This is a genomic window from Trinickia mobilis, assembly GCF_017315705.1.
GTDB lineage: Bacteria > Pseudomonadota > Gammaproteobacteria > Burkholderiales > Burkholderiaceae > Trinickia_A > Trinickia_A mobilis.
This window is the reverse complement of sequence record NZ_JAFLRF010000040.1, coordinates 5,267-29,429: the sequence shown is the minus strand read 5'-3', so window position 1 is coordinate 29,429 and position 24,163 is coordinate 5,267. Positions and strand designations below refer to the sequence as shown.

General features: G+C 66.3%; 23 protein-coding genes and 1 pseudogene. 9 read left to right on the top strand and 15 right to left on the bottom strand.

Annotated elements, in window-relative coordinates:
• Nucleotides 1-304: 304 nt before the first annotated feature.
• The 5 genes and pseudogenes from J3489_RS31035 to J3489_RS31015 form a co-directional block, all read right to left on the bottom strand.
• The gene (locus J3489_RS31035; protein WP_207004645.1) at nt 305-1,663 is read right to left on the bottom strand and encodes an MFS transporter; all 1,359 of its coding nucleotides are present in this window, start codon (nt 1,661-1,663) and stop codon (nt 305-307) included.
• Nucleotides 1,664-1,715: 52 nt separating this feature from the next.
• Nucleotides 1,716-2,069 carry a DOPA 4,5-dioxygenase family protein gene (locus J3489_RS31030; protein WP_207004644.1) on the bottom strand — a complete coding sequence of 118 codons (354 nt, stop codon included), beginning with the start codon at nt 2,067-2,069 and terminating at the stop codon, nt 1,716-1,718.
• A gap of 29 nt (nt 2,070-2,098) precedes the next feature.
• Nucleotides 2,099-3,286 carry a GGDEF domain-containing protein gene (locus J3489_RS31025; RefSeq protein ID WP_207004643.1) on the bottom strand — a complete coding sequence of 396 codons (1,188 nt, stop codon included), beginning with the start codon at nt 3,284-3,286 and terminating at the stop codon, nt 2,099-2,101.
• 274 nt (nt 3,287-3,560) lie between these two features.
• Nucleotides 3,561-3,776, bottom strand: a pseudogene (locus tag J3489_RS38985) (amidohydrolase family protein); the annotation flags it as partial.
• A gap of 175 nt (nt 3,777-3,951) precedes the next feature.
• A complete protein-coding gene (locus J3489_RS31015; RefSeq protein WP_207004642.1) occupies nt 3,952-5,043 on the bottom strand; it encodes a tartrate dehydrogenase in 1,092 nt (363 codons plus the stop codon).
• Nucleotides 5,044-5,133: 90 nt separating this feature from the next.
• Here J3489_RS31015 and J3489_RS31010 point away from each other — a divergent pair, with 90 nt between their 5' ends.
• The 5 genes from J3489_RS31010 (at nt 5,134) to J3489_RS30990 (ending at nt 11,581) form a co-directional block, all read left to right on the top strand.
• Nucleotides 5,134-6,057 carry a LysR family transcriptional regulator gene (locus J3489_RS31010; RefSeq protein ID WP_207004641.1) on the top strand — a complete coding sequence of 308 codons (924 nt, stop codon included), beginning with the start codon at nt 5,134-5,136 and terminating at the stop codon, nt 6,055-6,057.
• Nucleotides 6,058-6,305: 248 nt separating this feature from the next.
• Nucleotides 6,306-7,877 (top strand): ABC transporter substrate-binding protein, encoded by a 1,572-nt coding sequence (locus J3489_RS31005; RefSeq protein ID WP_207004640.1) that lies wholly within the window; start codon nt 6,306-6,308, stop codon nt 7,875-7,877.
• Nucleotides 7,878-7,906: 29 nt separating this feature from the next.
• A complete protein-coding gene (locus tag J3489_RS31000) occupies nt 7,907-8,860 on the top strand; it encodes an ABC transporter permease (RefSeq protein ID WP_207004639.1) in 954 nt (317 codons plus the stop codon).
• Nucleotides 8,857-9,705, top strand: a complete 849-nt coding sequence (locus J3489_RS30995; RefSeq protein WP_207004638.1) for an ABC transporter permease — start codon at nt 8,857-8,859, stop codon at nt 9,703-9,705. Before J3489_RS31000 ends, J3489_RS30995 begins: the two co-directional genes overlap by 4 nt.
• Nucleotide 9,706: 1 nt before the next feature.
• Nucleotides 9,707-11,581, top strand: coding sequence for an ABC transporter ATP-binding protein (locus J3489_RS30990; protein WP_207004637.1), 1,875 nt, complete (start codon nt 9,707-9,709; stop codon nt 11,579-11,581).
• Between the two features lie 48 nt (nt 11,582-11,629).
• Here J3489_RS30990 and J3489_RS38650 read toward each other — a convergent pair whose 3' ends face one another.
• The 8 genes from J3489_RS38650 to J3489_RS30955 form a co-directional block, all read right to left on the bottom strand.
• A complete protein-coding gene (locus tag J3489_RS38650) occupies nt 11,630-11,860 on the bottom strand; it encodes a hypothetical protein (RefSeq protein ID WP_207004636.1) in 231 nt (76 codons plus the stop codon).
• A gap of 51 nt (nt 11,861-11,911) precedes the next feature.
• Nucleotides 11,912-12,109, bottom strand: a complete 198-nt coding sequence (locus tag J3489_RS38005) for a nucleotidyltransferase family protein (protein WP_242540445.1) — start codon at nt 12,107-12,109, stop codon at nt 11,912-11,914.
• Nucleotides 12,106-13,092, bottom strand: a complete 987-nt coding sequence (locus tag J3489_RS30980; protein WP_207004635.1) for a M14 family metallopeptidase — start codon at nt 13,090-13,092, stop codon at nt 12,106-12,108. The genes J3489_RS38005 and J3489_RS30980 overlap by 4 nt, the downstream gene beginning before the upstream one ends.
• Nucleotides 13,093-13,124: 32 nt before the next feature.
• Complete coding sequence (locus J3489_RS30975) at nt 13,125-14,606, bottom strand: NAD-dependent succinate-semialdehyde dehydrogenase (protein ID WP_207004634.1); 1,482 nt, start codon at nt 14,604-14,606, stop codon at nt 13,125-13,127.
• Nucleotides 14,607-14,741: 135 nt separating this feature from the next.
• Nucleotides 14,742-15,224, bottom strand: a complete 483-nt coding sequence (locus J3489_RS30970; protein ID WP_207004633.1) for an Lrp/AsnC family transcriptional regulator — start codon at nt 15,222-15,224, stop codon at nt 14,742-14,744.
• A 176-nt stretch (nt 15,225-15,400) separates the two neighbouring features.
• Nucleotides 15,401-16,780: an aspartate aminotransferase family protein gene (locus J3489_RS30965; protein ID WP_207004632.1), complete on the bottom strand. Its 1,380-nt coding sequence runs from the start codon at nt 16,778-16,780 to the stop codon at nt 15,401-15,403.
• Between the two features lie 403 nt (nt 16,781-17,183).
• Nucleotides 17,184-18,122: a 2-hydroxyacid dehydrogenase gene (locus J3489_RS30960; RefSeq protein ID WP_207004671.1), complete on the bottom strand. Its 939-nt coding sequence runs from the start codon at nt 18,120-18,122 to the stop codon at nt 17,184-17,186.
• 41 nt (nt 18,123-18,163) lie between these two features.
• Nucleotides 18,164-18,985 carry a GNAT family N-acetyltransferase gene (locus J3489_RS30955; protein WP_207004670.1) on the bottom strand — a complete coding sequence of 274 codons (822 nt, stop codon included), beginning with the start codon at nt 18,983-18,985 and terminating at the stop codon, nt 18,164-18,166.
• 311 nt (nt 18,986-19,296) lie between these two features.
• Between J3489_RS30955 and J3489_RS30950 the strand changes: the two genes are divergently transcribed.
• Nucleotides 19,297-20,778, top strand: coding sequence for an aldehyde dehydrogenase family protein (locus J3489_RS30950; RefSeq protein WP_207004631.1), 1,482 nt, complete (start codon nt 19,297-19,299; stop codon nt 20,776-20,778).
• 109 nt (nt 20,779-20,887) lie between these two features.
• Here the strand turns inward: J3489_RS30950 and J3489_RS30945 are convergent, their stop codons facing one another.
• Both J3489_RS30945 and vapB read right to left on the bottom strand, forming a co-directional pair.
• Nucleotides 20,888-21,313 (bottom strand): type II toxin-antitoxin system VapC family toxin, encoded by a 426-nt coding sequence (locus J3489_RS30945; RefSeq protein ID WP_207004630.1) that lies wholly within the window; start codon nt 21,311-21,313, stop codon nt 20,888-20,890.
• A complete protein-coding gene (gene vapB, locus J3489_RS30940) occupies nt 21,310-21,573 on the bottom strand; it encodes a type II toxin-antitoxin system VapB family antitoxin (protein WP_207004629.1) in 264 nt (87 codons plus the stop codon). Before vapB ends, J3489_RS30945 begins: the two co-directional genes overlap by 4 nt.
• 291 nt (nt 21,574-21,864) lie before the next feature.
• On the opposite strand from vapB, the gene J3489_RS30935 reads away from it, so the two are divergent.
• From J3489_RS30935 to J3489_RS30925, 3 genes are all read left to right on the top strand, one after another.
• Nucleotides 21,865-22,533 (top strand): haloacid dehalogenase type II, encoded by a 669-nt coding sequence (locus tag J3489_RS30935; protein ID WP_207004669.1) that lies wholly within the window; start codon nt 21,865-21,867, stop codon nt 22,531-22,533.
• A gap of 28 nt (nt 22,534-22,561) precedes the next feature.
• Complete coding sequence (locus tag J3489_RS30930; protein ID WP_207004628.1) at nt 22,562-23,839, top strand: NAD(P)/FAD-dependent oxidoreductase; 1,278 nt, start codon at nt 22,562-22,564, stop codon at nt 23,837-23,839.
• Between the two features lie 32 nt (nt 23,840-23,871).
• The coding region (locus tag J3489_RS30925) for a (2Fe-2S)-binding protein (RefSeq protein ID WP_207004627.1) at nt 23,872-24,163 on the top strand (292 nt) is incomplete at its 3' end.

Below are 24,163 nucleotides of genomic sequence, written 5' to 3'. Positions count from 1 at the left end.
CAACAAGCAGCAACAAGCAGCGAAGGCGGCACGATTTGAAATGCAATAGGGGTTAGCAACGAGGAGTAGGCGCGGGCCAATTGAAGCAGCAGGCAGTCCATGCAAATAAGAGCTGCACCTGTGATGAGAAAAAGTCGGCAAGCATCTACGCGCCTGCTCGATATTGCTCATCCACACGAGCCCTGTTCCCCGCGGAACAGGGCTTTTTTTTGTCGGGTCCCGTGCAAGGCATGTTCCATGCGGAGCGGTGGCGCCACGTTTTGAGCCACGCCGGGCGTGGATGGCCGCAGCGATTCGCCGGCGCTCAGTGTCCGAACGAATCTGCCTTGAGCGCCGGCGCTCCTGCCGCCTCAGGCCGCGCCATCTGCTTGATCAGCAGCGCCACGCACGCGATCGCACCCGCCACGGCGACCGTCGCAAAGATGCCCGCGAACGTGAAGTGCCGCCGCGTGAGTTCCGCGACAAGAAACGACCCCGCAATCCCGCCGAAGCGGCCGACGCCGAGCATCCAGGCGACGCCGGTGCCGCGCCCTTGGGTCGGGTAGAAGGCGGCGGCGAGCGCGGGCAGCGACGATTGCGCCGTATTCATCAGCACCCCCGCGACGAACACCACGAACATGAGCGCGCCGATATTGCCCACCGCCTGCCCGATGAAATAGACGCTGACGGCGGTCAGCGCGTAGCACGCCGCGATGATCCGGTTCGCGTTGAAGCGGTCCATCAGCACGCCGCTCACGACGGCGCCCACGCCGCCCAAAGGAAAGAGCGCCGAGATCAGCGTCGCGCGCTGCGGGCTCAGGCCCACTTCTTTCAGCAGGATCGGCATCCAGTTGATCGACGCGTAGAAGATCACGAGGCCCATGAAGTACGCGATCCACAGCATCACCGAGCCGACGACGTACGCGCGCGACAGCACCACGCCCGCACCCTTGCCGCCGGTTTGCGGCGCGGTCTCGGTCATGACGAACGAGACGGCCTGTGCCGCGTCGCCGGAGATGCGCGCGAGCGCGGCGCGAATGCGCTCGGCGGGGTGCTGGCTGGCGACCATGTAGCGCACCGATTCCGGCATCTTCAAGAACAGCACGATCGCCAGCACGATTGGCGTGGCGCCGCCGATGAGCAGCACGCTGCGCCAGCCGAAATGCGGAATCAGCCACGCCGCGAAGAAGCCGCCGAACGCGGCGCCGAGCGGAAAGCCGCAGAACATCAGGTTGACCATCGTCGCGCGCCGGCGGTCCGGGCAGAACTCGCCCATCATCGTCACCGCGTTCGGCATCGCGGCGCCGAGGCCGACGCCGGTGACGAAGCGCAGCGCCGTCAGCTGCCCGATGCTCGATGAAAATGCGGATGCAAGACACGCGAGCCCGAAGAGCAGGACGGAGCCGGTCAAGAGCGAGCGCCGGCCGAGCCGGTCCGAGAGCGGCCCGGAGATCAACGCGCCGCACGCGAGGCCGAACAGCGCGGCGCTCAACACCGGCGCGAGCGCGGGCTTGCCGATCCCCCATTCGGTGATGAGCGAGGGCGCGATGAAGCCGATCGCCGCGGTGTCGAAACCGTCGAGCAGGACCACCACCGCGCACATGGCGAAGATGAGCCACTGAAATCCGGAGAACGGATGCTCGTTGACGAAGGCTTGTACGTTGACGGCGGAATCGCGGCTCATCGGTGTCTCCTCTGCGTGCCGGCGAATAGAAGCGATTGAAGGCTGGTTCCAGCTAGCCGCCCAATGCCGACAACACCAGCACATGCGAGCGGCCGATCCACGCAGCCGAATCTCGATGATCGCGCAACGAATCACCCGTGTTGGGATGAACGAACACGTCGAGCTCGCCGTGATTGAGCGAGAGCCACGCGAAGATCGCGGCGAAGTGCGCGTTGTCGAACGCAAGCTGATACGACCATTGCGGATGCGGTCCCACCAGGCGCTCATGAAAGCGGCCCAGTTTCAGCACGCCGCCGAAGCGCGTTTCGATCGCCTCGCGAAACGTCCAGGCGGCGTCGCGGCTCGCGGCATCGAAGTACACATGCGCGTGCCAGTCCGCGATTTCAGTGGTGTCGAGGTAAGTCATAGCCGGTTCCCGAAGCTCGTCGAAGTTCATCAGTCTGCCCCCACACACTCTACGCTCAGTCCCTCGGGCGACGGCGCCACCACCACGCAATTCCTGCCCATGGCCTTGGCCGCGTAAAGCGCGGCGTCGGCCCTGGCCATGACGGCCGTCATGGTGTCGCCGTCGCCGAACTCGTCCACGCCCGCGCTGAACGAGCACGCGATGGCGCCGCAGCCGGCGGGCGTCGGGGATGCCGCAACGGCGGATCGCAAGTGGTCGACGAGCTTGGCCGCTTCGGCCTTGCCGGTCGACACGAACAGCACCGCGAACTCCTCGCCGCCGAGTCGTCCGATGAAGTCGGTGCGCCGCAGGCCTTGCGACAACACGGAGACGAAGTGCGCGAGGGTCTGGTCGCCGACCGCGTGCCCGTGCTGGTCGTTGACGGCCTTGAAGTGGTCGATGTCGAGAATCGCGATCGACAACTTCCGTTTCGCCGCGCGTGCCGCCGCGAGCAGCGTTTCGACACGCGCGATGAAGGCGCGGCGCACGAGCGCGCCGGTCAGCTCGTCGATGGTCGCGAGGCGCTCCATGCGCTCGGCGAGGCGGTCGTGAGCGAGCATGACCATGCCGATCGACAGGAACGGCAACGTCAGGATGCCGAGCGCGAGGAACGCGATGTTCAACGGCGAGGGTTCGAGAAACACCGATTGATGCGTCAGCCCGAAGACGGACACGAGCCCGCGGGCCAGGTGAAAGATCGCGCCCGCCAGCGCGGTAATGGCGACGAACAGGTAGCCGTATTTGGGGCGATGCAGCGGCCGGAACCGATAAGCCATCCAGGCGATCGCAAAGCGCGCGTACGCGAAATACAGCGACATCATGGTCACGCGCGCGCTGAGGTTCGGCGCCGCGAAGGTCCAATAGACGAGGCCGACGAGCAGCGCGCAAACCCCGGCCGATTCCGGCCAGTGCGCAGGCTCCCGGCCGAAGAACTGGCGGCAGCCTTGCAGCATCAGCATCGCACCGATCACGAGCAACGTGCTTGCACCGATGACGGCAAAACTCTCCGGCTCGTGGCCGCGCAATTCGAGAACGACGAGCGCGATGGTGACGAGCCCGTAAGCGGAAAACCAGCGGGCCAGCCCTGGGATGCCGGCTTTCAGCAGTGAACCGAAGACCGCCATGCTGATCACGCAGGAGAGGATCGCGATGGCAATCAGGCCGACAGGGCTAAGCATGGTGTGTGGCACGAAAGGGTGAGCCCGTGGCACGGTTGCCGTGAAACGGGCGGCCAGCGCAGCGGTGCGCTTTCATTGGGACTGCATGCCGAACAGGTTGAAACTATAGCAGCGCGCCTGCGCTGAAGTGCGCTTTCAAGCGGTTTCCAGCTCGTTGAAGTGAATGTGGCCGTCCTTCATCACGAGCGGAATGTGGCCGCCCTGGCCGAGCAGGCAGTGGACCGACTTGAGCGGATTGCCGTCGACGACGAGCACGTCGGCGATCGCCTCCGCACCGCACGCCGCAGCGCACTGCGCGTGCGATCGATTCGGCGGTGTAGGCGTGCGCGAGCACGTAGGTGTTGCGTGCGCGCGTTTCCTCGACGATCGCGCGGATCTCGTCTTCCGAGTAGCCCCATGCGCCGATCGGATCGGTCGGCGAGGAGACGCCGCCTGAGGCCATGATCTTGATCTGGTCGGCGCCCATCTGCAACTCCTCGCGCACGACCTTGCCTTCGATCAGCACGTCGTGGCCGGACAGCAGCTCGGGCTGGGTCGGGTCGAGCAGGGCGCCGTTGCGCAACAACACGGAATTCATCGGCGGCGGTCTCCATAGGGAGGCGCGCCGGGAGGCAGCGCGGTTTTTTGTCGTAGAGTGACCCCGCTCAACCCGGTTGCCAACCCCGCTACGCGTTTTGCAACCGCTCGCTGATCGCCTGCCCCACCTCCGTCGTGCTCGCCTTCCCGCCGAGATCCCCGGTATGCGGGCCTTGCTTGAGCACGTCCTCGATCGCTGCGACGATCGCATCGTGCGCGGCGCGCTCCGGCCCGGCGACGTTGCCGCCGAGAAAATCGACCATCATCGCCGCCGACCAGATCATCGCCACCGGATTCGCGATGTTCTTCCCCGCGATATCGGGCGCGGACCCATGCACGGGCTCGAACAGCGACGGAAACTTGCGCTCCGGATTCAGGTTGCCCGACGGCGCCAAACCGATCGTGCCGGTACATGCCGGCCCCAGATCGGAAAGGATGTCGCCGAACAGGTTCGACGCGACCACCACGTCGAAGCGCTCGGGGTTCATCACGAAGCGCGCGCAGAGGATATCGATGTGCTGCTTGTCCCACGCGACGTCGGGATACTGCGCGGCCACTTCCGCCGCGCGCGCGTCCCACCACGGCATGCTGATCGCGATGCCGTTGCTCTTCGTCGCGACCGTGATCTTCTTTTCGCGGCGCTGCGCGAGATCGAACGCGAACTTCAGCACGCGCTCGGTGCCGAAGCGCGAGAAGATCGATTGCTGCATCACCACTTCGCGCTCGGTGCCTTCGTACATCACGCCGCCCACCGGCGAATACTCGCCCTCGGTGTTCTCGCGCACGATCATGAAATCGATGTCGCCCGCTTTGCGGTTCGCGAGCGGGCAGGGCACGCCCTCGAAGAGGCGCGCCGGACGCAGGTTGATGTACTGATCGAACTCGCGGCGGAATTTGAGCAGCGACCCCCACAGCGAGATGTGGTCGGGCACGCTGGCCGGCCAGCCGACCGCGCCGAACAGGATCGCGTCGGCGCCCTTCAACTGCGCTTTCCAGTCGTCCGGCATCATCTTGCGGTGCTTCAGGTAGTAGTCGCAGCTCGCCCATTCGATGTGCTGGAAGTCGAAGCCGATAGCGAAGCGCTTGCTCACCGCGTCGAGCGCGCGCAGCGCTTCGGGCATCACTTCGACGCCGATCCCGTCGCCGGGAATCACGGCGATCCGATAAGTTTTTTGGGGCATGTCGAGTCCTCCTCCAGGGAATGCGAGCGATTCTATTCCCTTTTGTTTCGCCTAAAATCGTGCTTTCGGTTAAGCCACTCTGCACGAATCGTGAATAAATCGCTCAACCTCGACGACGTCCGCGTGTTCTGCGTCGTGGTGCGCAACGCGAGCTTCAGCGCGGCGGCGGAGTTGCTGGCCGTGTCGCCCGCGTATGTCAGCAAGCGCGTCGGCATGCTGGAAGCGCAGCTCGGCACGCGCTTGCTGCACCGCTCGACGCGCCGCGTCGCGATCACCGAGGCGGGCGAGCGCGTCTACGCGTGGGCCGAAAAGATTCTCGACGACGTCGACCAGCTCGTCGAAGACGTCTCCGCGACGCGCCAGGTGCCGCGCGGCACGCTGCGCGTTTCCAGCAGTCTCGGCTTCGGCCGCAAAGTCGTCGCGCCGATCCTCGAACGCCTGTCGCAGCGTCATCCGCAACTGCGCGTGCGGCTCGATCTGTTCGACCGGCTGATCGACGTGGCCGGCGAAGGCTTCGATCTCGACATCCGCATCGGCGACGAGATCGCCCCGCATCTGATCGCCAAACATCTTGCGCCGAATCATCGCGTGCTGTGCGCCGCGCCTGCTTATCTGGAACGGCACGGCACGCCGAAGCATCTGGCGGACCTCGCCTCTCATCACTGCATCGCCATCAAGGAGCGCGATCAATCGCTCGGCGTCTGGCGGCTCGCCGTGCGCGGCGAGCCTGTGACGATCAAGGTCACCGGCCCGCTGTCGACGAATCACGGCGAGGTGGCGGTCGACTGGGCGCTCGCCGGGCGCGGCATCGTGCTGCGTTCGATCTGGGACGTGCGCGAGCACTTGGAAAGCGGCGCGCTCAAGCAGGTGCTGCCCGACGTGACGCAGCCCGCCGATATCTGGGCGGTGTATCCGTCGCGGCTGGCGTCGTCGGCGAAGGTGCGCGCTTGCGTCGACTTCGTGGGCGAGGAATTCGCGCAACTGGGCATCGCGCGCATCCGGGCAATCCCTTAGCCCACGCCCTCCAGGAACCGCGACAGCAATTCGTGCTGTGCAGCGCCACCAAAACGACGCGTTTCGATCGCGCAAGACCCCGAATCGGGACATTCCGACAATTTTGCGGTGCTTAAATTTCAATCAACACGCGGCTCCCGGGCGTTGTCCATGGCGGGGCGATGTGCGGGACCCGTGTGCCAAGCGATACGAAAAGGATGCTCGAAACAATCTGTGTTCACCCTTCCCCGGGTACAAGGAGCAGTTCCATGAACGACGACGAAATCAAACACGGTGGTTTCAGCCGCCGCGACATGATGCGTGTACTGGCGGCGGGAGGCATGCTGGCCACGGGCGGCGGTCTCATGGGCGTGGCGCAGCGCGCGCTCGCCGATACGCCGAAGAAAGGCGGCAAGATCCGCGTCGCCTACGAATCGAGCTCGACCGCCGATACGCTCGACCCGGCCAAGGGCTCGACGGGCGCCGACTACATCCGCTTCTTCATGTTCTACAGCGGCCTCGCGCAGTTCGACGGCAGCCTGACGCCGCAGCCCGCGCTCGCCGAAACGTTTACGTCGGCCGACGCGAAGACGTGGGTCATCAAGCTCAGGAAGGGCGTCACGTTCCATGACGGCAAGTCGCTGACGCCGGCCGACGTCGCCTACTCGCTGATGCGCCACAAGAACCCGGCGACGGCGTCGAAGCTGAAGTCGGTGGCCGACCAGTTCGCCGACATCAAGCCGACCGGCCCGGACGAAGTGACGATCACGCTCACGTCGCCGAACGCCGACCTGCCCGCGATTCTCGCGACGCCGCAGCTCGTGATCGTCAAGGACGGCACGGCCGATTTCACGACGGCGGTCGGCACGGGCCCGTACAAGCTCAAGACGTTCAAGCCCGGCGTGACGACGATCGGCGTGCGCAACGACAACTACTGGCGCCCGGGCAAGCCGTATCTCGACCAGGTCGAGCTGATCGGCATCGGCGACGACGCGGCGCGCGTCAATGCGCTGCTCTCGGGCGACGTGCACCTGATCAGCGCGGTCGATCCGCGCGCGACACAGCGCGTGAACTCGACGCCGGGCTACGCGATCCAGGAGACGAAGTCGGGCCTCTACACCGACCTCATCATGCGCCGCGACAACTCGCTCACCGGCAACCCGGACTTCGTGATGGGCATGAAGTACCTGTTCGACCGCGAGCAGATCCGCTCGGCCGTGTTCCGCGGCTTCGCGGCGATCGGCAACGACCAGCCGATTCCGCCGGGACACCGCTACTACTTCGCGGGCCTGCCGCAGCGCCCGTACGATCCGGACAAGGCGAAGTTCCTGCTGCAGAAGGCGGGTGCGCTCGGCATCACGCTGCCGCCGATCTACGCGACGTCCGACGCGAACGGTTCGATCGAGATGGCCGAGATGCTGCAGTTGTCGGGCCAGAAAATCGGCGCGAATATTCAGGTGAACCGCGTGCCGCCCGACGGCTACTGGTCGAACCACTGGATGAAGCATCCGCTCGGCTTCGGCAGCATCAACCCGCGTCCGAGCGCCGACGTGCTGTTCACGCAGTTCTTCAAATCCGACGCGCCGTGGAACGAGTCGGGATGGAGGAACCCGAAGTTCGACCAGTTGCTGCTCGCCGCGCGCGCCGAAACCGACGACGCCAAGCGCAAGCAGATGTACGCGGACATGCAGGTGCTCGTCAGCAACGAAGGCGGCATCGGCATCCCGGCGTTCATCAGCCTGCTCGACGGCTACGACAAGCACCTGAAGGGCCTCGGCTCGATTCCGACCGGCGGCATGATGGGCTTTTCGTTTGCGGAGCACGTCTGGTGGGAAGCGTGAACTAGTCTTAGTCTTAGGAGTCCCGTGCGATGAACGCCACGATAGCCGCGCTGATTGCGCGGCGATTTCTGCTCACGCTGCTGACGTTGCTGATCGTGTCGATGATCATCTTCACGATCACCAACCTGCTGCCGGGCGACGCCGCGCAACAGGCGCTCGGCCAGGCCGCGACGCCGGAAACGCTCGCCGCGCTGCGACTGCAGTTCGGCCTCGACCAGCCCGCGTACCTGCGCTATGTGCACTGGCTCATCGGCCTCGCGCACGGCAACTTCGGGCAGTCGCTGTCGAACGACATGCCGGTGAGCGAATTGATCGCCGGGCGCTTGCCGAAATCGCTGTCGCTCGCGGCGATCACGACGCTCGTGTCGGTGCCGGTCGCGATCTCGCTCGGCATCCTCGCGGCGGTCAAGCGCGGCTCGGTGCTCGACCGGATCGTGAGCCTCGGCACGCTCTCGCTGGTCGCGACGCCCGAGTTCCTGGTCGCGACGTTCGCGGTGCTGATCTTCGCGGTGAAGCTGCACTGGCTCTCGGCGCTCTCGTACGGCGGCGAAATCGACAGCTTCGATCACTTCATGCGCGCCTATGCGATGCCGGTGATCACGCTGTGCTGCGTGATCATCGCGCAGATGGCCCGGATGACGCGTGCCGCCGTGATCGAGCAACTCGGGTCGTCGTATGTCGAGATGGCGGTGCTCAAGGGCGCAAGCCCCGCGCGCGTCGTGCTGCTGCACGCGCTGCCGAACGCGATCGGCCCGATCGCCAATGCCGTGGCGCTGAGCCTGTCGTACCTGCTCGGCGGCGTGATCATCGTCGAGACGATCTACAACTATCCGGGGCTCGCGCGGCTCATGGTCGACGCGGTCAGCAACCGCGACCTGCCGCTCGTGCAGGCGTGCACGCTGCTGTTCTGCCTCGGCTATCTGATCCTCGTGCTGCTCGCGGACCTGTGCGCGATCATCTCCAACCCGAGGCTGCGGACATGAGACGACAACCCCCACGGCGTGCGCCGTCGCTGTCGGCGAGCGGCTGGATCGGCCTTGCGATGGTCGCCGCCGCGTTGTTCGTCGCGGTGTTCGGCCCGTGGCTTGCGCCGCATGCGGTCGGCGAGATCGTCACGCCCGACGTGTTCGCCCCGTTCTCCGCGAAGCTGCCGCTCGGCTCCGACTATCTCGGCCGCGACATGCTGAGCCGCATCATGTACGGCACGCGCTTGACGGTGCTGCTCGCGCTCACCGCGGCGCTGTTCGCCGCGGTGGCCGGCACGGGCCTCGGCCTGCTCTCCGCGGTCGCGGGGCGCGCGGTCGACGAGACGATGAGCCGCGTGCTCGACGCCGTCAGCTCGATCCCGACCAAGATGTTCGCGCTGATGATCGTGGCCGCGTTCGGCTCGTCGCTGACGCTTCTGGTGCTGACCGCCGGCATCAGCTACACGCCCGGCGCGTACCGCATCGCGCGTTCGCTGGCGGTGAACATCAGCCAGCTCGAATACGTGCAGGTCGCGAAGGTGCGCGGCGAGAGCGCGATCTACATCTGCTGCGTCGAGATCCTCCCGAACATGCTGCATCCGATGCTCGCCGATCTCGGCCTGCGCTTCGTGTTCGTCGTGCTGCTGCTCTCCAGCCTGAGCTTCCTCGGCCTCGGCGTGCAGCCGCCGTATGCGGACCTCGGCTCGCTCGTGCGCGAGAACATCGCCGGGCTCGGCGACGGCGCGCCCGTCGTGCTGATGCCGGCCATCGCGATTGCGATCCTGACGGTCGGCGTCAATCTGCTGATCGACGGCCTGCGTGGCGGCAAGCGCCTGCGCGTGCGTCGCGTGGCGGAGGTTTGAGATGAATTCAAGCAACCTCGTCGAAGTCCGCGGGCTGCGCGTGGTGGGAAGCAGCGAGGGCCGCCCCGAGACGACGATCGTGTACGACATCGATTTCACCGTCGCGCGCGGCGAAGTGCTCGCGCTGATCGGCGAATCGGGCTCGGGCAAGACGACGATCGCGCTTTCGCTGATGGGGCACGCGCGGCGCGGCTGCCGCATCGCGGGCGGCTCGATCCGCGTCGGCGACTCCGACGTGCGTTCGCTTTCGCCCGCGCAGCTCGCCTCGCTGCGCGGCCGCAAGGTCGCGTACATCGCGCAGAGCGCGGCGGCGGCGTTCAACCCGGCGCGCTCGATCATGGATCAGGTGATCGAAAGCGCGCTGATTCACGGCACGCTGACGAAGACCGCTGCGCAGGCGAAGGCGGTCGAGCTGTTCCGCGCCCTCGCGCTGCCGGAGCCGGAGAAGATCGGCAAGCGCTATCCGCACCAGGTGTCGGGCGGTCAGTTGCAGCGCCTGCTGGCCGCGATGGCGCTGATCACCGATCCTGAACTCGTGATTCTCGACGAGCCGACCACCGCGCTCGACGTCACCACGCAGATCGACGTGCTGCAGGCGTTCAAGCGCGTCGTGAAAGAACTGGGCACGACGGCGGTCTACGTGTCGCACGATCTGGCGGTGGTCGCGCAGATGGCCGACCGCATCGTGGTGTTGAGCGATGGCCGGATTCGCGAAGCGGGCAGCACCGGGCAGATCCTCCATGCGCCCGAGCATCCCTACACGCAAAGCCTGATCGCCGCGGTGACGCCGGCACTGCGCGGTGCGCGGGGGCCGGCGGCATCCGCCGTCACCGCCGATGCGGCTGCGAAGCAGCGCCCGCTGCTCGAAGTGAAGCGCCTCGTTGCGGGCTACGGCAAGACCGACGCGAAGGGGCTGCCCGCCGCGCGCATTCTCGACGACGTCGATCTCGTGATCCCGCACGGCAAGACGGTCGGCGTGATCGGCGAATCGGGCTCCGGCAAGACGACGCTCGCGAAAGTGATCGCGGGGCTCGTGCCGGTGGCGGGCGGCCAGTTGCTGCTGGACGGCGAAGCGATGCCCGCGCGGCTCGGACAGCGCACGAAGGAGCAATTCCGGCGCATCCAGATCGTGTTCCAGAACGCCGACACCGCGCTGAACCCGGTGCATACGGTCGAGCAGATTCTGTCGCGGCCGCTCGCGTTCTATCACGGGGTGAAGGGCGACAAGGCGCGACGCCGCGTGGCCGAACTGCTCGATCTCGTGCGGCTGCCTGCGGCGCTCGCGTCGCGCCGTTCGGGCGAGCTGTCGGGCGGCCAGAAGCAGCGGATCAACCTCGCGCGTGCGCTCGCCGCCGAGCCCGACCTGATTCTTTGCGACGAGGTGACCTCGGCGCTCGATACGGTGGTCGGCGCGGCGATTCTCGATCTGCTCGCCGATCTGCAGCAGAAGCTCGGCGTGTCGTACCTCTTCATCACGCACGACATCGGCAAGATGCGCGCGATCAGCGACGACATCGTCGTGCTGTACGCGGGCCATCGCGTCGAGGCGGGCGACCGCACGGCGCTCTGCGCACCGCCGTTCCATCCGTACGCGGACCTCTTGATCTCGTCGGCGCCGGAGCTGCGCACGGGCTGGCTCGACGAGGCGACCGAGCGCTGCCACGGAGCGCTGCCGCCGATCGGCAGCAAGGCGGATCACGCGGAGCTTTGCACGTTCCTCGGCCGCTGCCCGTTGCGAGTCGACGGTCTTTGCAACACGACGGCACCCGCGAAGCGGCACTTGTCGAACGGCGCCGAAGTGCTCTGCCATCGCTCGGAGGCCGATCTCGTCGCGCTGCAGCAGGTGCCGTCGGCGCACGAACGGACGGTGGTGTGACGTCAAGCCGTGCGATGTGATTCGCTTGGAGGGCGCCGGGGCGGGCGGTTATGGGCTGCCTATCGAGCGCGAGGCCGAGCGCGTGTCGGCCACACGCCTTCGTTCGACTTCGGCCCCTACCGCGGCGCATTCGAAGCGAAATGGACGCGCGAGCGTTACGTCGCGCTCACGCGCATTTTGGCCGGCGTGCCGGTGCAGTGGCGGTACTTCATCAAGCACCGGATTTTCGATGCGCTCGATCAGCGCATCGTGGCGAACGACGGAGATCGATACGTTCAATAGCTTCAAGGATGTGCGCCAGGTAGTCAGCCAAGCGCTGCGGGTTGCCGTTCATACGGGACGAGCCTCGGCTAGCACCGTGGCCCGGAACGTGTCCGGCAGCGCATTGGGGGGCAACACGTCTACCGACACGCCAAGCAATTTGTGCAGTTCGTGACGGATCGCCCCGATGTCGAACAGGGTTGTTTCCGGTGCCGGGTCAATGAGGATGTCCAGATCGCTGCTCTCGGCGCGCGTGAACGCACTCAGCTCCCCAGCAACCTCCCCAACCGCACCACCGTCACCCCCGGGCGCAACTGCCTCAACGACGGCATCACGAGCACGCAGTTGTCATACGGCGTGACGACGGGCTCGCCGTCGCTCCACCCAATCACCGTCCCCGCCTTTTCGAACGTCTCCAGCCCCGTATAGGCACCCGCGAAGCGAAAATCCATGCTCTTGGCGACGACCGGCTCCGTCACGCGAATCACCCGCATCGTTTCCGGCTTCGGCACAAACCAATCCGCAGGCAAATCCGCTTCGTCGACCACCCCCGACAACACCAGAAACCGCGCCGTACAATCCTTCGCCACCGTCACCGCCGACGGCTCCCAATGCTGCCCGCACTCGACCAGCAGCGCATTGCGCGGGCTTTGCGGATCGCCGAAGTCCGCGTAGTCGCGCATGCGCCGGCCTTCGGGATGGCCTTCGTCGCTGATCACGGTCGCGGGCGCACCGAGCGCGCGGGCGAGCGCGATGCCTTTGTCGAGCGGCCCGGAGACGATCAGCGGCGCGCTCTTCTCATGCATCGAATGCAAGTCGAGCAGCGCATCGACGGTATCGACGACAGGGCGCAACGCCCGCGCGCGCCGCAGTTCGACCGAATTGGCGCTTGCGTCGTCGAGCTTTTCCGAAGTCCACACGCGATTGAAGTCCTGATCGACATAGCGCGACGCATCGGGCGCCCTGCGATCGAACGTGCGGTAGGCGTCGATGTTCGCAAACGAGAGCGTGAGCCTGCCGCGCCGCGGACGCACGCCGAGATCGAGCAGCGCCTTGACCGCGATCGCGCCGCACACTTCGTTGCCGTGCGTGAGCGCGTTGATCATCACATGCGGTCCCAACGCGCCGCTGTCGCAGGTGTAGACGTACGGAATGCCGGTGTTGCCTGCCGCATAGGCGCTGAGGTCGGGAAATTCGAGGTCGACGGGGTAGGCGCCGGCGTGATCGCGCGGCGTGGAATCGGTCGTCATATCGGTGTCCTTTCAACGAAGACAAAGCGGCTTTAAGCCAGCCCGCCTTGGCAAAGATATTTGATGTGCAGGTAGTCGTCGAGCCCGTAGCGCGATCCTTCGCGGCCATAGCCCGATTCTTTCATTCCGCCGAACGGCGCCGCTTCGCTCGCCACCGCGCCTTCGTTGATGCCGATCACGCCGCTCTCCAGGCGCGACGCGACACGCCAGATGCGGCGCACGTCGGTCGAATAGAAATAAGCGGCGAGGCCGAACGGGGTGTCGTTGGCTTCGCGGAGCACGTCCGCGTCGTCGTCGAAGCGGAACAGCGGCGCGACGGGGCCGAACGTTTCCTCGCGGAACAGCGCCATGTCGCGGTTCGCGTTGCCGAGAACGGTCGGCGCGTAATAGTTCGTGCCCTCGAGGCCGTCGCCCGTCAGACGCCGGCCGCCCGTCAGCACGGTCGCGCCGTGCGCGAGCGCGTCCTTCACATGGCGCTCGATCTTGTCCACGGCGCGCGCGTTGATCATCGGGCCGATCTGAGAATCTTCGCGCGTCGCGGGGCCGACGCGCAGCGCCGCCACGCGCTCGACGAGCTTGCGCGCAAACGCGTCATAGACGCCGCTTTGCACGTAGACGCGATTCGGGCACACGCAGGTCTGCCCGCCGTTGCGGAACTTCGACGCCATCAGACCGGCGACGGCCGCGTCGAGGTCCGCGTCGTCGAACACGATGAACGGCGCGTTGCCGCCCAACTCCAGCGAGAGCTTCTTCAACGTCTCGGCCGATTCGCGCGCGAGATGCTTGCCGACCGGCGTCGAGCCCGTGAACGTGATCTTGCGCACGCGCGGATCGGCGAGCCAGTTCGCGACGGCGGCGGGCGCACGGTCGCGCGAGGCCGTCACGATGTTGAGCACGCCCGCAGGCAGTCCGGCTTCCTCGGCGAGCCGCACGAGCGCGAGCGCGGTGAGCGGCGTGTCTTCCGCGGGCTTCGCGACGACCGTGCACCCGGCCGCGAGCGCGGGCGCGATCTTGCGCGCGATCATCGCCAGCGGGAAATTCCACGGCGTGACCGCGGCGACGACGCCGACCGGCTCCTTCACCGCCATCATCCGCTTGGCCGGCATCAGCGCAGGGATCATGTCGCCGTAAGCGCGCACCGCTTCCTCGGCGAACCACTCGACGTACGACGCGCCATACGCGACTTCGCCGCGCGCTTCGGCAAGCGGCTTGCCTTGCTCGCGCGAGATGATGCGCGCGAGATCCTCGCCGTTGGCGACGATGGCCGCATGCCAGCGCTTGAGAAACTGTGCCCGCTCGCGGGCGGTGCGCTCGCGCCAGATGTCGAACGCGGCGTGGGCGGCGTCGGCGGCAGCTTGGGCGTCGGCCGCGCCGCTGTCGGGGACGCTTGCGAACTCGATGCCGGTGGCAGGGTCGCTGACCGGATGACGGGCGCCGGAGGCGGCGTCTTGCCAAACGCCGGCGATGAAGTTGTGGGAGCGGGAGAGTTCGGGGCGAGTGAGCGTGAGCGGCATGGCGGGAATTGAATCTGAAAGAATAAGGATTACGAAATGTAAAACACCGGCGATACCGCTCGAAAGAAGCAATACCGCCCAACTGCCGTTATCGATCTGTCGGCCGCGCGCCGTTCCGATGCCCTGCTCGGGCGCTCATTCCGTCAGCGGAAACAGCCTTTCGATCGGTAAATGGTTCTTCACGAACGGCGTCTTGATGACGACGTAGCTGAAATACTTCTCGATGCCGATATTGCGCTCCAGCAGGCCCTCCATCACGCTCTGGTAATGCACGACGCTGCGCGTGACGAACTTGAGCAGATAGTCGTAGCCGCCGCTCACGAGATGGCATTCCGCGATCTCGTCGACGTTGCGGATCGCGGCCTCGAACTTGGCGAAGTCTTCGCGGCGATGGTCCTGCAGCGTGATCTCGGTGAAGACGAGCTGGATGTCGCCGAGCTTGCTGAGCTCCAGGTGCGCGCCATAGCCCGCGATGTAACCGGCCTTCTCGAGCCGCTTCACGCGAATCAGGCACGGGCTCGGCGACAGGCCGACCGCGTCTGCGAGCTCGACATTCGTAATGCGGCCCTTCCGTTGCAACTGGGACAGGATGCGAAGGTCGATCCGGTCCAACTTCATCGATCCGTTTGCGTTCGTCGTCACGGCGGGTAGTGACCTATGGAAGCGTGGTGAGCGAACTATCGTAGCACGCGCCGTCTCAAAATTATTCCTCCGCAAACCGTTGTGCGGCAAGCCTCTTAGGGAGGCGGGACGGCGGCGCGCAAGGCGTTGCCGCGCCGCCGTTCCGAGCCGGCTCAGGCCAGCGCGGCGCGCACGTCGGGGGCGTCGAGCACGGTATCGAGCGTCTTCTTCAAGCGCTCGAACAGGACGTCGAACTCCTCGCTCGTGTAGCAAAGCGCGGGCGCGAAGCCGAGGATGTTGTCGCTGAACGCGCGGAAGATCACGCCGTTGCGATAGGCCGTCGAGGCGATCCGCTCGCTCAGGTTCAAGGCCGGGTCGAAGCGGCGCTTCGTGGTTTTGTCGGCGACCAGTTCGAGCGCGCCGAGCAGACCGCGGCTGCGCGCATCGCCGACGAGCGGATGCGCGAGCAGTTCGCGCAAGCCGGCTTCGAAGCGCGGCGCCTGCGCGACGCCGTTCGCGAGCAGCCCCCCTTCGTGATAGAGACGCATCACTTCGAGCCCGATCGCGGCGCTCACGGGGTGCGCCGAATACGTCTGGCCATGACCGACCGCGGAGCCGGTGCCTGCGCCGTCGGCGATGCCTGCATAGACCGCGTCGGACATCAGCACCGCGCCCATCGGCGCATAGCCGGCCGTGAGGCCTTTGGCGATCGTCATCAGGTCCGGCTCGACGCCTTCGCCTTCGCACGCGAAGAGCGGGCCGGTGCGTCCGAAGCCGGTGATGACTTCGTCTGCGACGAAGAGGATGTCAAGTTCGCGGCATGTCTCGCGCATCGCTTTCAGCCAGCCCTTCGGCGGCACGATCACGCCGCCCGAGCCCTGAATCGGTTCGCAGAAGAACGCGGCCACGCGCTCGGGATCGAGCGCCGCGACTTTCTCGCGCAACGCCGCGACCGATTGCGCGATGAGCGCCAGCGGATCGTTGCCCGCTTCGCTGCGATACGCGTACGGCGACGGAATGTGATGCTGATGCGGCAGCGGCAAGTCGAAGTTCTGGTGGAATGCGGGAAGCGCCGTGAGCCCCGCGCCGACCGACGACGACCCGTGATAGCCGCGCTCGAGCGCGATGAACTGCTTCTTCTGCGGCCGGCCGGTCGCGTTGTAGTAGTTCGTGATGTAGCGGACCGCGGCGTCGACCGCGTCCGAGCCGCCCAGCGTGAAATAGAGATGCCGCAGCGACTTCGGCGCCTTTTCGATCAGTTGCTCCGCGAGCTTGATCGCCGGCTCGCTGCCGAAATGGAAGTAGCCGGTCGCGTAGGGCAGGCGGCGCAATTGTTCGGTGGCGGCGCGCACGATGCTTTCGTGACCGTAGCCGGTGTTCACGCACCAGAGGCCGGAGAACGCGTCTAGCAGTTCGTGGCCGTCGATATCGCGCAGCCACGCGCCGCGCCCCGATTCGAGGATCGTGACGCCGCGCGCTTCGTGCGCGCGCAGGCTCGCTACCGGGTGGATCAGATATTTGCGGTCGGACTCGATCAGGGCGGAGGTCGGCATGATTTGGGCGCGGTGAGGGCGTGCGGGGCACGTCACGAAGTGCTGGGAAGGTGCGCGCATCGTGGGCTGCGTGTGTCACGAGAGCGCGGACCGCTTGCGACCCATGGTAGCGGGAGAGAAATAACGAAGACGCTGGGATTGGTGCTTCGTTAAGCGCGGGAATTGTGTTTTTGCGGTGAGGGCAGCATTTTGTGCCGCGGGCGGCAGGTGGTGGCGCAAAAATCGAGCTTTGAGGCGCAGTCCATCGGTTTGACCGTGGTTGGAAGCACGAAACTTGTGCGCTTGGAGGCGGGCTATTCCGCTCCCGGCTTTTCAAGCTCGCTCGATTCCCATCGCCCTCTTCGCGCCGCGTTGGCAAGCATGCCGACTGTCACCGGGAAGCGAGTGAGATCGCCTTGTCGCTTCAATACCCCCGCGACCGGTCCACCAGCCCCACCAGCGGTTCGCCTGCGCGATGGCGCTGCAAGTTGTCCAGCACGACCTCCACCGCGCTCTCAGGCTGCGTCATGCTCGCGATATGCGGCGTCAGCATCACGCGCGGATGCCGCCACAGCGGATGATCGGCGGCGAGCGGTTCAGGATCGGCCACATCGAGCACCGCCGCGCCGAGCTGCCCGCTATCCAGAGCCGCTAGCAAGTCCTCCTGCTGCACATGCCCGCCGCGACCGACGTTGATCAGCGACGCCCCGCGCGGCAGTTGCGCGAACCGATCGCGGTTCAAGAAATGGCGCGTGGCGTCCGTCAACGGCAGCAGGCACACGAGGATGTCGGTGCGTGCAAGAAATGCGGGCAGCGCGCCGGCGCCGGCAAAGCACTCGATCCCGTCGAGCGAGTGCGGCGACCGGCTCCATCCGGCGCATGGAAAGCCGAAGCTCGCAAGCCGCGTCAGGACCGCCTTGCCGAGCACACCCAGCCCGAGCACGCCGACTCGCCGCGCGCTGGCGACATCAGTCCGCTGCGGCTCCCAACGCCCTTCGCGCTGCTGCGCCGCGTAAGTCAGCCAGCCGCGATGCAGCGCGAGCGCCGCGAGCGTCACGTATTCGACCATCCCCGCGACGATCCCCGGCTCGACCATCCGCACGACCGGCACATGCGGCGGAATCGCCGACAAGTCGAACTGATCGACGCCCGCGCCCGTCGAAAACACCACTTCCAGGTTCGGAAACGCCGCCGCGAGATCGATCTGCGGGACCTGCCATAGCGCCAGATAGCGGACGTCGTGCGCGTCGCACGGCGGCATGTCGCCGGTCCAGATGTGGAAGGGCGTGCCGGGCGCCTGCTCGGCAAAGAGGCGCGCCCACTGCGCGCCGCGTACCGGATCGGCCTTGTAGACAAACGTCATGGCGTCAAAGAAACAGGACATCGGCGATCGAGGGGCCTCGATCAGCCGAGTGCCTGATTGGTAATCGCAAACACGCGCGCCTTGCCGGCGATCCGGGGCGGCTCGCCGCGCGCCATCGTCACGACGCTGTCGACCTTCGGCAAGCCCAGCGCTTCGAGCCAATCCGGCAAGCCGCTCTCGCCCGTCACGTCGATGCGCGTGAATTTCCCGCCGTTCGCGCCGAGCCAATGGCTGATCAGCGCCTTCGCGCCTTCGGGGTGTGGAGCGACGACCGGCCCGATCACGTGGCCGCGCCCGAAGCGGCGCATCATCGCGAAGCCGATCGGCTCGCCGCCGCGCGCGAGCACGACACCCTCGGCGACGCCGAGCAACGCATCGATGAGCGGCGTGCGGTCGTAGCCGGCCGCCTGGTTCCACAGCGCCGCGAGCCGGTCGCGGTCGCGCGCGCCGAGCGGGCGGACGCGCTCGCCGGGCGCGAGCGCGACGACGGGCGGGTGCGCGCCGCCGGTCCCCTGGTGCTGATGGATGCTGCCGATCGCCTTGAAGCCGAACTTCTCGTAAAGGGGCTGGCCGGCAGGCGTCGCGTTCAGGAAGGTTGTGCGCTTGGCGAGCGCGTCGACCGTGAGCGTCATCAGATCGCGGCCGATGCCGCGGCCCTGCTGATCGGGCGCGACGATCACCATGCCGAGCGACGCGTGCCTCGCCCCGAACTCCCAATAGAGCGCCGTGCCGATGACGCCGCCGCCGTCTTCCGCGGCAAACCCCGCGCCGAGGTTCAGCGCGAACTCCCAGTCTTCGCGGCGATGCGGCCATTTGACGGCCATCGACAGTTCGTGCGCGGCAGTGAGATCGTCGGCCGTCATCGGGCGATATCGGACCTGTGCGGCGGCTTCTGAGCGAGCAATTGGTTCAGTCACGTTCCACTCCTCTTGATGGCCTGTCGTTCGCGTGAACCGGCCCGTGGTGCTTCACTTCGCGTGCGTACTGTCGCACCGGCCGAATGGTGCGGCTAGGACGATCTTATTGTGCGGCCGATACCGCATGCCGCACTGCGCGCGCCCGGCACAACGCGCGCCGCGCGCGGTCGACCCCCGTCATCACGGCAGCAAATGCTGCGGCATCGCCCGTACCATGATTGGCGCCTTTTTCAGCGAACCGAACCGGAACCCACATCATGGACAGCTTCGATCCCGCTCTTGTCGCCGTGCGCAGCGCGCACTTCATCGGGGGCCGCTATGTGACGGGCGCTGCGGCGCTCGACGTCGCGCGTCCGTCGGACGGCGTCGTGTACGCGGACTTGCCGATCGCCGATGCGGATCTCGTCGACCGCGCGGTGGAAGATGCGTGGCTGGCGTTCAAGACCGGCGACTGGGCGCGCCGCGCGCCGCGCGAGCGGGCCCGCGTGATGCGCCGCTGGGCCGAGCTGATCGAGGCCGACGTCGACACGCTCGCGCGCCTGGAAGCGGTCGGCTCGACGCGCCCGATCCGCGACGCCGCGCAATGGGACGTGCCGTTCACCGCCGAGGGCATCCGCTTCTACTCGGAGTTCGCGGACAAGATCGGCGGCGAGGTCGCGGCGACGCGCCCCGATCACCTGGGCATGATCGTCGCCGAGCCGTACGGCGTGATCGGTGCGATCGCGCCGTGGAATTTTCCGCTGGTGATGGCGTCGTGGAAGGTGGCGCCGGCGCTCGCTGCGGGCAACGCGGTGGTGCTGAAACCGTCCGAACTGACGCCGTTTTCGACGCTGCGGCTTGCCGAGCTCGCGATCGAAGCGGGCGTGCCGCCCGGCATCTTCAACGTCGTGCAGGGCGACGGGCGCACGACAGGCGACGCGCTCGTGCGTCATCCGAAGATCGCCAAGGTCACGTTCACCGGATCGAGCAAGACCGGAGCTGCGATCATGAGCGCGTGCGCCGAGACCGGCACGAAGCCCTGCACGCTGGAGCTGGGCGGCAAGAGCCCGCAAATCGTGTTCGCCGACGCGCCCGACCTCGATCTCGTCGCGCGCCGTGTCGCGGGGGCGATTACGGGCAACGCGGGGCAGGTGTGCGTCGCGGGTTCGAGGCTGATCGTCGAGCGCTCGGCGGCGCCGCGGCTGATCGACGGCATCGGGGCGGCGTTCAACGCGCTCAAGGCCGGGCACACGTGGGCGCCGGGCACGACGCTCTCGCCGATCATCTCGCCCGGACAGGCGCAGCGGATCGAGGACATCGTCGCGCGCACGGTGCAGCAGGGCGCGCAGATCGCGACGGGCGGCGGCCGGATCGCCGTGGAAGGCGAAGGCGCGTTCTACGCGCCGACCCTCCTGACCGGCGTGACGACCGAGTCGGACGCGGTGCGCGAAGAAGTGTTCGGCCCGGTGCTGACCGTGCAGACCTTCGACGACGAAGACGAAGCGCTCGCGCTCGCGAGCCACGAAAAATATGGGTTGGCGTCAGGCGTCCATACGTCGGACTTGAGCCGTGCGCTGCGCGCGATGCGCAGCATCGAGGCGGGCACGGTGTGGATCAATCGCTATGGACGCACGTCCGATTTCGTCATCCCGACCGGCGGCTACAAGCAATCGGGGCTCGGCAAGGACCTGGGGCGTCACGCGTTCGAGGCGAATCTGCGCTTCAAGAGCGTGTTGATCGATTTGAATCGGGGGGCTTGAGGCCAAGCGGGGGCCTGCTCGTGGTGTAGGGTTGGCCGCGCATTTGTCTTCATTGCTTAAGGCCGCGTTGGTCTTCGACGCGGCCTTTGTTGTGCTTGTGTGGACGCCATTACTCGACAGGCATTGCCCAATCTTCAAACAGAAGTCCCCGCACGCGCTTGAATTCCCGCACGTTATTCGTCACTAAGACTGCACCTGCGGAAATCGCATGGCCGGCAATCGCGGAATCGTTTTCGCCGATAGGGTTTCCCAGCTTCGCCAGATCGACGCGTATGCGCGTCGCCTCATCCACGGCTGAAGCATCCCAAGGGAGCACGCCGTCCAGACGCGCAACAAACGCCGACACCAGCCCCGCGTGCTTCGGCGACGCCTTCTTCCCGATGGATCCAAAGCGCATTTCTGCGTAAGTGACTGCCGACACGACGATTCGCTGCTGCGCATCGACGCAAGCCTCGAGTCGCGCCAAAACTTCAGGCGGACGCTCACGCATGATGAATGAACAGATATTGGTGTCGAGCATGTAGAGCTGTGTCACTGGTCAGACTCCTCGCCATCGTCATCGGCGCTCGAAAGATCGAACCGACCGGGGCCGATGACGGGGGGACGCTTAGCAAGAAAATCCTCGTCGGCCAACGGCTCGACGGCAAAGGAAGACCAGTTCGGACGTACCGGGCGCAACACGATAGTGTCTCCTTCCCGGCGAATTTCGAGTTCGGTCACGCCCTCGAACTGCATGTCCTTGGGAATGCGAATAGCCTGGTTGGCGTTGTTCTTGAAAATAGAAACGGTTCGCACGATGCGCTCCCGGAAGGCTGGAAAGTGGGTATTATTTTATGCATATGCTGGCATATGTCAAGGCCGGCGATCGCTCGGAAACGGCGGCGTAAGTAACGGCGCTGCAAGTGCGCCGACTCCTCCCGCCCCCCGCCGCATTCTCTGCTGCACGACGCCCCAAAAACGGCCGAATCTTTCTCCAGCCGAGTCCAATACGCGGCAAGCCACATTTTTTGCGGTGCTGTAATGCTTCTCAGCAGCCGGCGTTTCGAACGTGCCGGCGGCTCATTTGCCCCGACCAAGGACATCGACATGGCGCACTTCAAGCCCAAATACATCACCTTCGACTGCTACGGCACGCTGACCCGCTTCCGCATGGGCGACATGGCGCGCGAGATCTTCGCCGACCGCGTCGGCGCCGAGCGCATGGAACAGTTCGTCAAGGATTTCGCCGGCTACCGTCTGGACGAAGTGCTCGGCGCATGGAAGCCGTATCAGGACGTCGTCATGAACGCCGTGCGCCGCACGCTCAAGCGCTGGAACCTCGCATACGACGCTGCCGAAGCGCAGCGCTTCTACGACGCCGTGCCGACCTGGGGCCCGCATGCGGACGTCCCGGCGGGGCTCTCGAAAGTGGCGAAGGAATTCCCGCTCGTGATCCTGTCGAACGCGTCGAACGACCAGATCCACAGCAACGTCGACAAGCTCGGCGCCCCGTTCCACAAGGTCTTCACCGCACAGCAGGCGCAGGCGTACAAGCCGCGTTTCCAGGCGTTCGAATACATGCTGGACAACCTCGGCTGCAATCCGGAAGACATCCTGCACGTGTCGTCGAGCCTGCGCTACGACCTCATGTCGGCCCACGACCTCGGCATCAAGAACAAGGTGTTCGTCGCGCGCGGACACGAGCCGTCGACGTCCTACTATGGCTATCACGAGATCACGGACATCGGCGGGCTGCCCGGCGTACTCGGTCTCTAAGCCGCCGCGCCATCCGCGAAGGAGCACGATGAAGCTCGAATCCTACTGGCTCGACACCGCCCCGCAGTTTCGCAGCGGGCAAGCTGGCCCGGTCGAGGGCGCCGCCGACGTGGTCGTGATCGGCGGCGGGTTCACCGGCTTGTCGGCGGCGCTCGAGCTCGCGAAGCGCGGCGTGCCCGTGACGGTGCTCGAAGCCGGACGCATCGTCGGCGAAGCGTCGGGCCGCAACGGCGGCCACTGCAACACCGGCCTCGCGCACGACTATGCGGCGCTCGCCGGGCGCATCGGCGCCGAACGCGCGAAGGCGTTCTATCGCGCCTACGAGAGCGCGGTGAAGACGGTCGAATCGATCGTCGTCGACGAGCAGATCGATTGCGATTTCTTCCACGGCGGCAAGATCAAGCTCGCCGCCAAACCGCAGCACTTCGACAAGCTCGCGAAGACCTACGAGTCGCTGCGTGCCAACGTCGATCCGAACGTCGAGCTGGTGCCGCCCGAACGGATTCGCGACGAAGTCGGCTCGGACAGGTTTTACGGCGGGCTCGTCCAGCGCAACGGCGCGCAGATGCACATGGGCAAGTTCGGCGTCGGTCTGGCGGAGGCGGCGGCGCGGCACGGCGCGCGGATTTTCGAACACGCGCCTGTGACGGGCCTGCAGCGCATTTCCGGTGAAACCTACGAGGTGGTCAGCGCGCGCGGCACGATCCGCGCGGGCCGCGTGCTCGTCGCGACCGGCGCGTCGCAGATCGGGCCGCTGCAATGGTTTCGCCGGCGCATCGCGCCGGTCGGCAGTTTCATCGTCGCCACCGCGCCGCTCGCGACCGCGCAGCTCGACGCGCTGCTGCCGAAGCGCCGCGCGTACGTGACGACGCGTCACATCGGCAACTACTTTCGGACGACCGCCGACAACCGGCTGCTGTTCGGCGGACGCGCGCGCTTCGCGATGTCGAATCCGCGTTCCGACGAAAAGAGCGGACGGATTCTGCGCGCCGCGCTCGCGAACTACTTCCCCTCGCTGGCCGATGTGCGCCTCGATTACTGCTGGGGCGGTCTCGTCGACATGACGGCGGACCGTCTGCCGCGCGCGGGCCAGCACGAGGGGCTTTTCTATTCGATGGGCTACAGCGGCCACGGCGTGCAGATGTCGGTGCACATGGGGCGCGTGATGGCCGACGTGATGTTCGGCGCCGCGCAGCGCAACCCATGGCGGCAGCTCGAATGGCCGGCGATTCCGGGGCACTTCGGGAGCCCGTGGTTTCTGCCGCTCGTCGGCGCGTATTACAGGCTGCAGGACATTCTGCATTGAACGCAGCGATTGGGAGCGCGGGAGGCGACGGCATGAGCGGACGATTCATCCGCCTGGGCGAGACCGGGCGCAAGACGGTGAAGCTGCGCATCGACGGCAAGGACATCGATGCGCTCGCAGGCGACACGCTGCTCGTCGCGATGCTGTGCTCGGTCGGCCATGTGCGGCAGTCGGAGTTCGGCGGCGAGGTGCGCGCGGGGTTCTGCCTGATGGGCGCTTGCCAGGACTGCTGGGTTTGGACCGCGGACGGCGAGAGGCTGCGCGCGTGCACGACCGTGGTGAGCGAGGGGATGCACATCGTGACGACGCAACCGGAGGTGGCAT

Excerpts from the sequence above, each read along its gene's own strand:
- J3489_RS31035 (WP_207004645.1), bottom strand. The coding sequence starts at position 1,663 with ATGAGCCGCGATTCCGCCGTCAACGTACAAGCCTTCGTCAACGAGCAT.
- J3489_RS31030 (WP_207004644.1), bottom strand. The coding sequence starts at position 2,069 with ATGACTTACCTCGACACCACTGAAATCGCGGACTGGCACGCGCATGTG.
- J3489_RS31025 (WP_207004643.1), bottom strand. The coding sequence starts at position 3,286 with ATGCTTAGCCCTGTCGGCCTGATTGCCATCGCGATCCTCTCCTGCGTG.
- J3489_RS31015 (WP_207004642.1), bottom strand. The coding sequence starts at position 5,043 with ATGCCCCAAAAAACTTATCGGATCGCCGTGATTCCCGGCGACGGGATC.
- J3489_RS31005 (WP_207004640.1), top strand. The coding sequence starts at position 6,306 with ATGAACGACGACGAAATCAAACACGGTGGTTTCAGCCGCCGCGACATG.
- J3489_RS31000 (WP_207004639.1), top strand. The coding sequence starts at position 7,907 with ATGAACGCCACGATAGCCGCGCTGATTGCGCGGCGATTTCTGCTCACG.
- J3489_RS30995 (WP_207004638.1), top strand. The coding sequence starts at position 8,857 with ATGAGACGACAACCCCCACGGCGTGCGCCGTCGCTGTCGGCGAGCGGC.
- J3489_RS30990 (WP_207004637.1), top strand. The coding sequence starts at position 9,707 with ATGAATTCAAGCAACCTCGTCGAAGTCCGCGGGCTGCGCGTGGTGGGA.
- J3489_RS30980 (WP_207004635.1), bottom strand. The coding sequence starts at position 13,092 with ATGACGACCGATTCCACGCCGCGCGATCACGCCGGCGCCTACCCCGTC.
- J3489_RS30975 (WP_207004634.1), bottom strand. The coding sequence starts at position 14,606 with ATGCCGCTCACGCTCACTCGCCCCGAACTCTCCCGCTCCCACAACTTC.
- J3489_RS30970 (WP_207004633.1), bottom strand. The coding sequence starts at position 15,224 with ATGAAGTTGGACCGGATCGACCTTCGCATCCTGTCCCAGTTGCAACGG.
- J3489_RS30965 (WP_207004632.1), bottom strand. The coding sequence starts at position 16,780 with ATGCCGACCTCCGCCCTGATCGAGTCCGACCGCAAATATCTGATCCAC.
- J3489_RS30960 (WP_207004671.1), bottom strand. The coding sequence starts at position 18,122 with ATGACGTTTGTCTACAAGGCCGATCCGGTACGCGGCGCGCAGTGGGCG.
- J3489_RS30955 (WP_207004670.1), bottom strand. The coding sequence starts at position 18,985 with ATGACGGCCGACGATCTCACTGCCGCGCACGAACTGTCGATGGCCGTC.
- J3489_RS30950 (WP_207004631.1), top strand. The coding sequence starts at position 19,297 with ATGGACAGCTTCGATCCCGCTCTTGTCGCCGTGCGCAGCGCGCACTTC.
- J3489_RS30935 (WP_207004669.1), top strand. The coding sequence starts at position 21,865 with ATGGCGCACTTCAAGCCCAAATACATCACCTTCGACTGCTACGGCACG.
- J3489_RS30930 (WP_207004628.1), top strand. The coding sequence starts at position 22,562 with ATGAAGCTCGAATCCTACTGGCTCGACACCGCCCCGCAGTTTCGCAGC.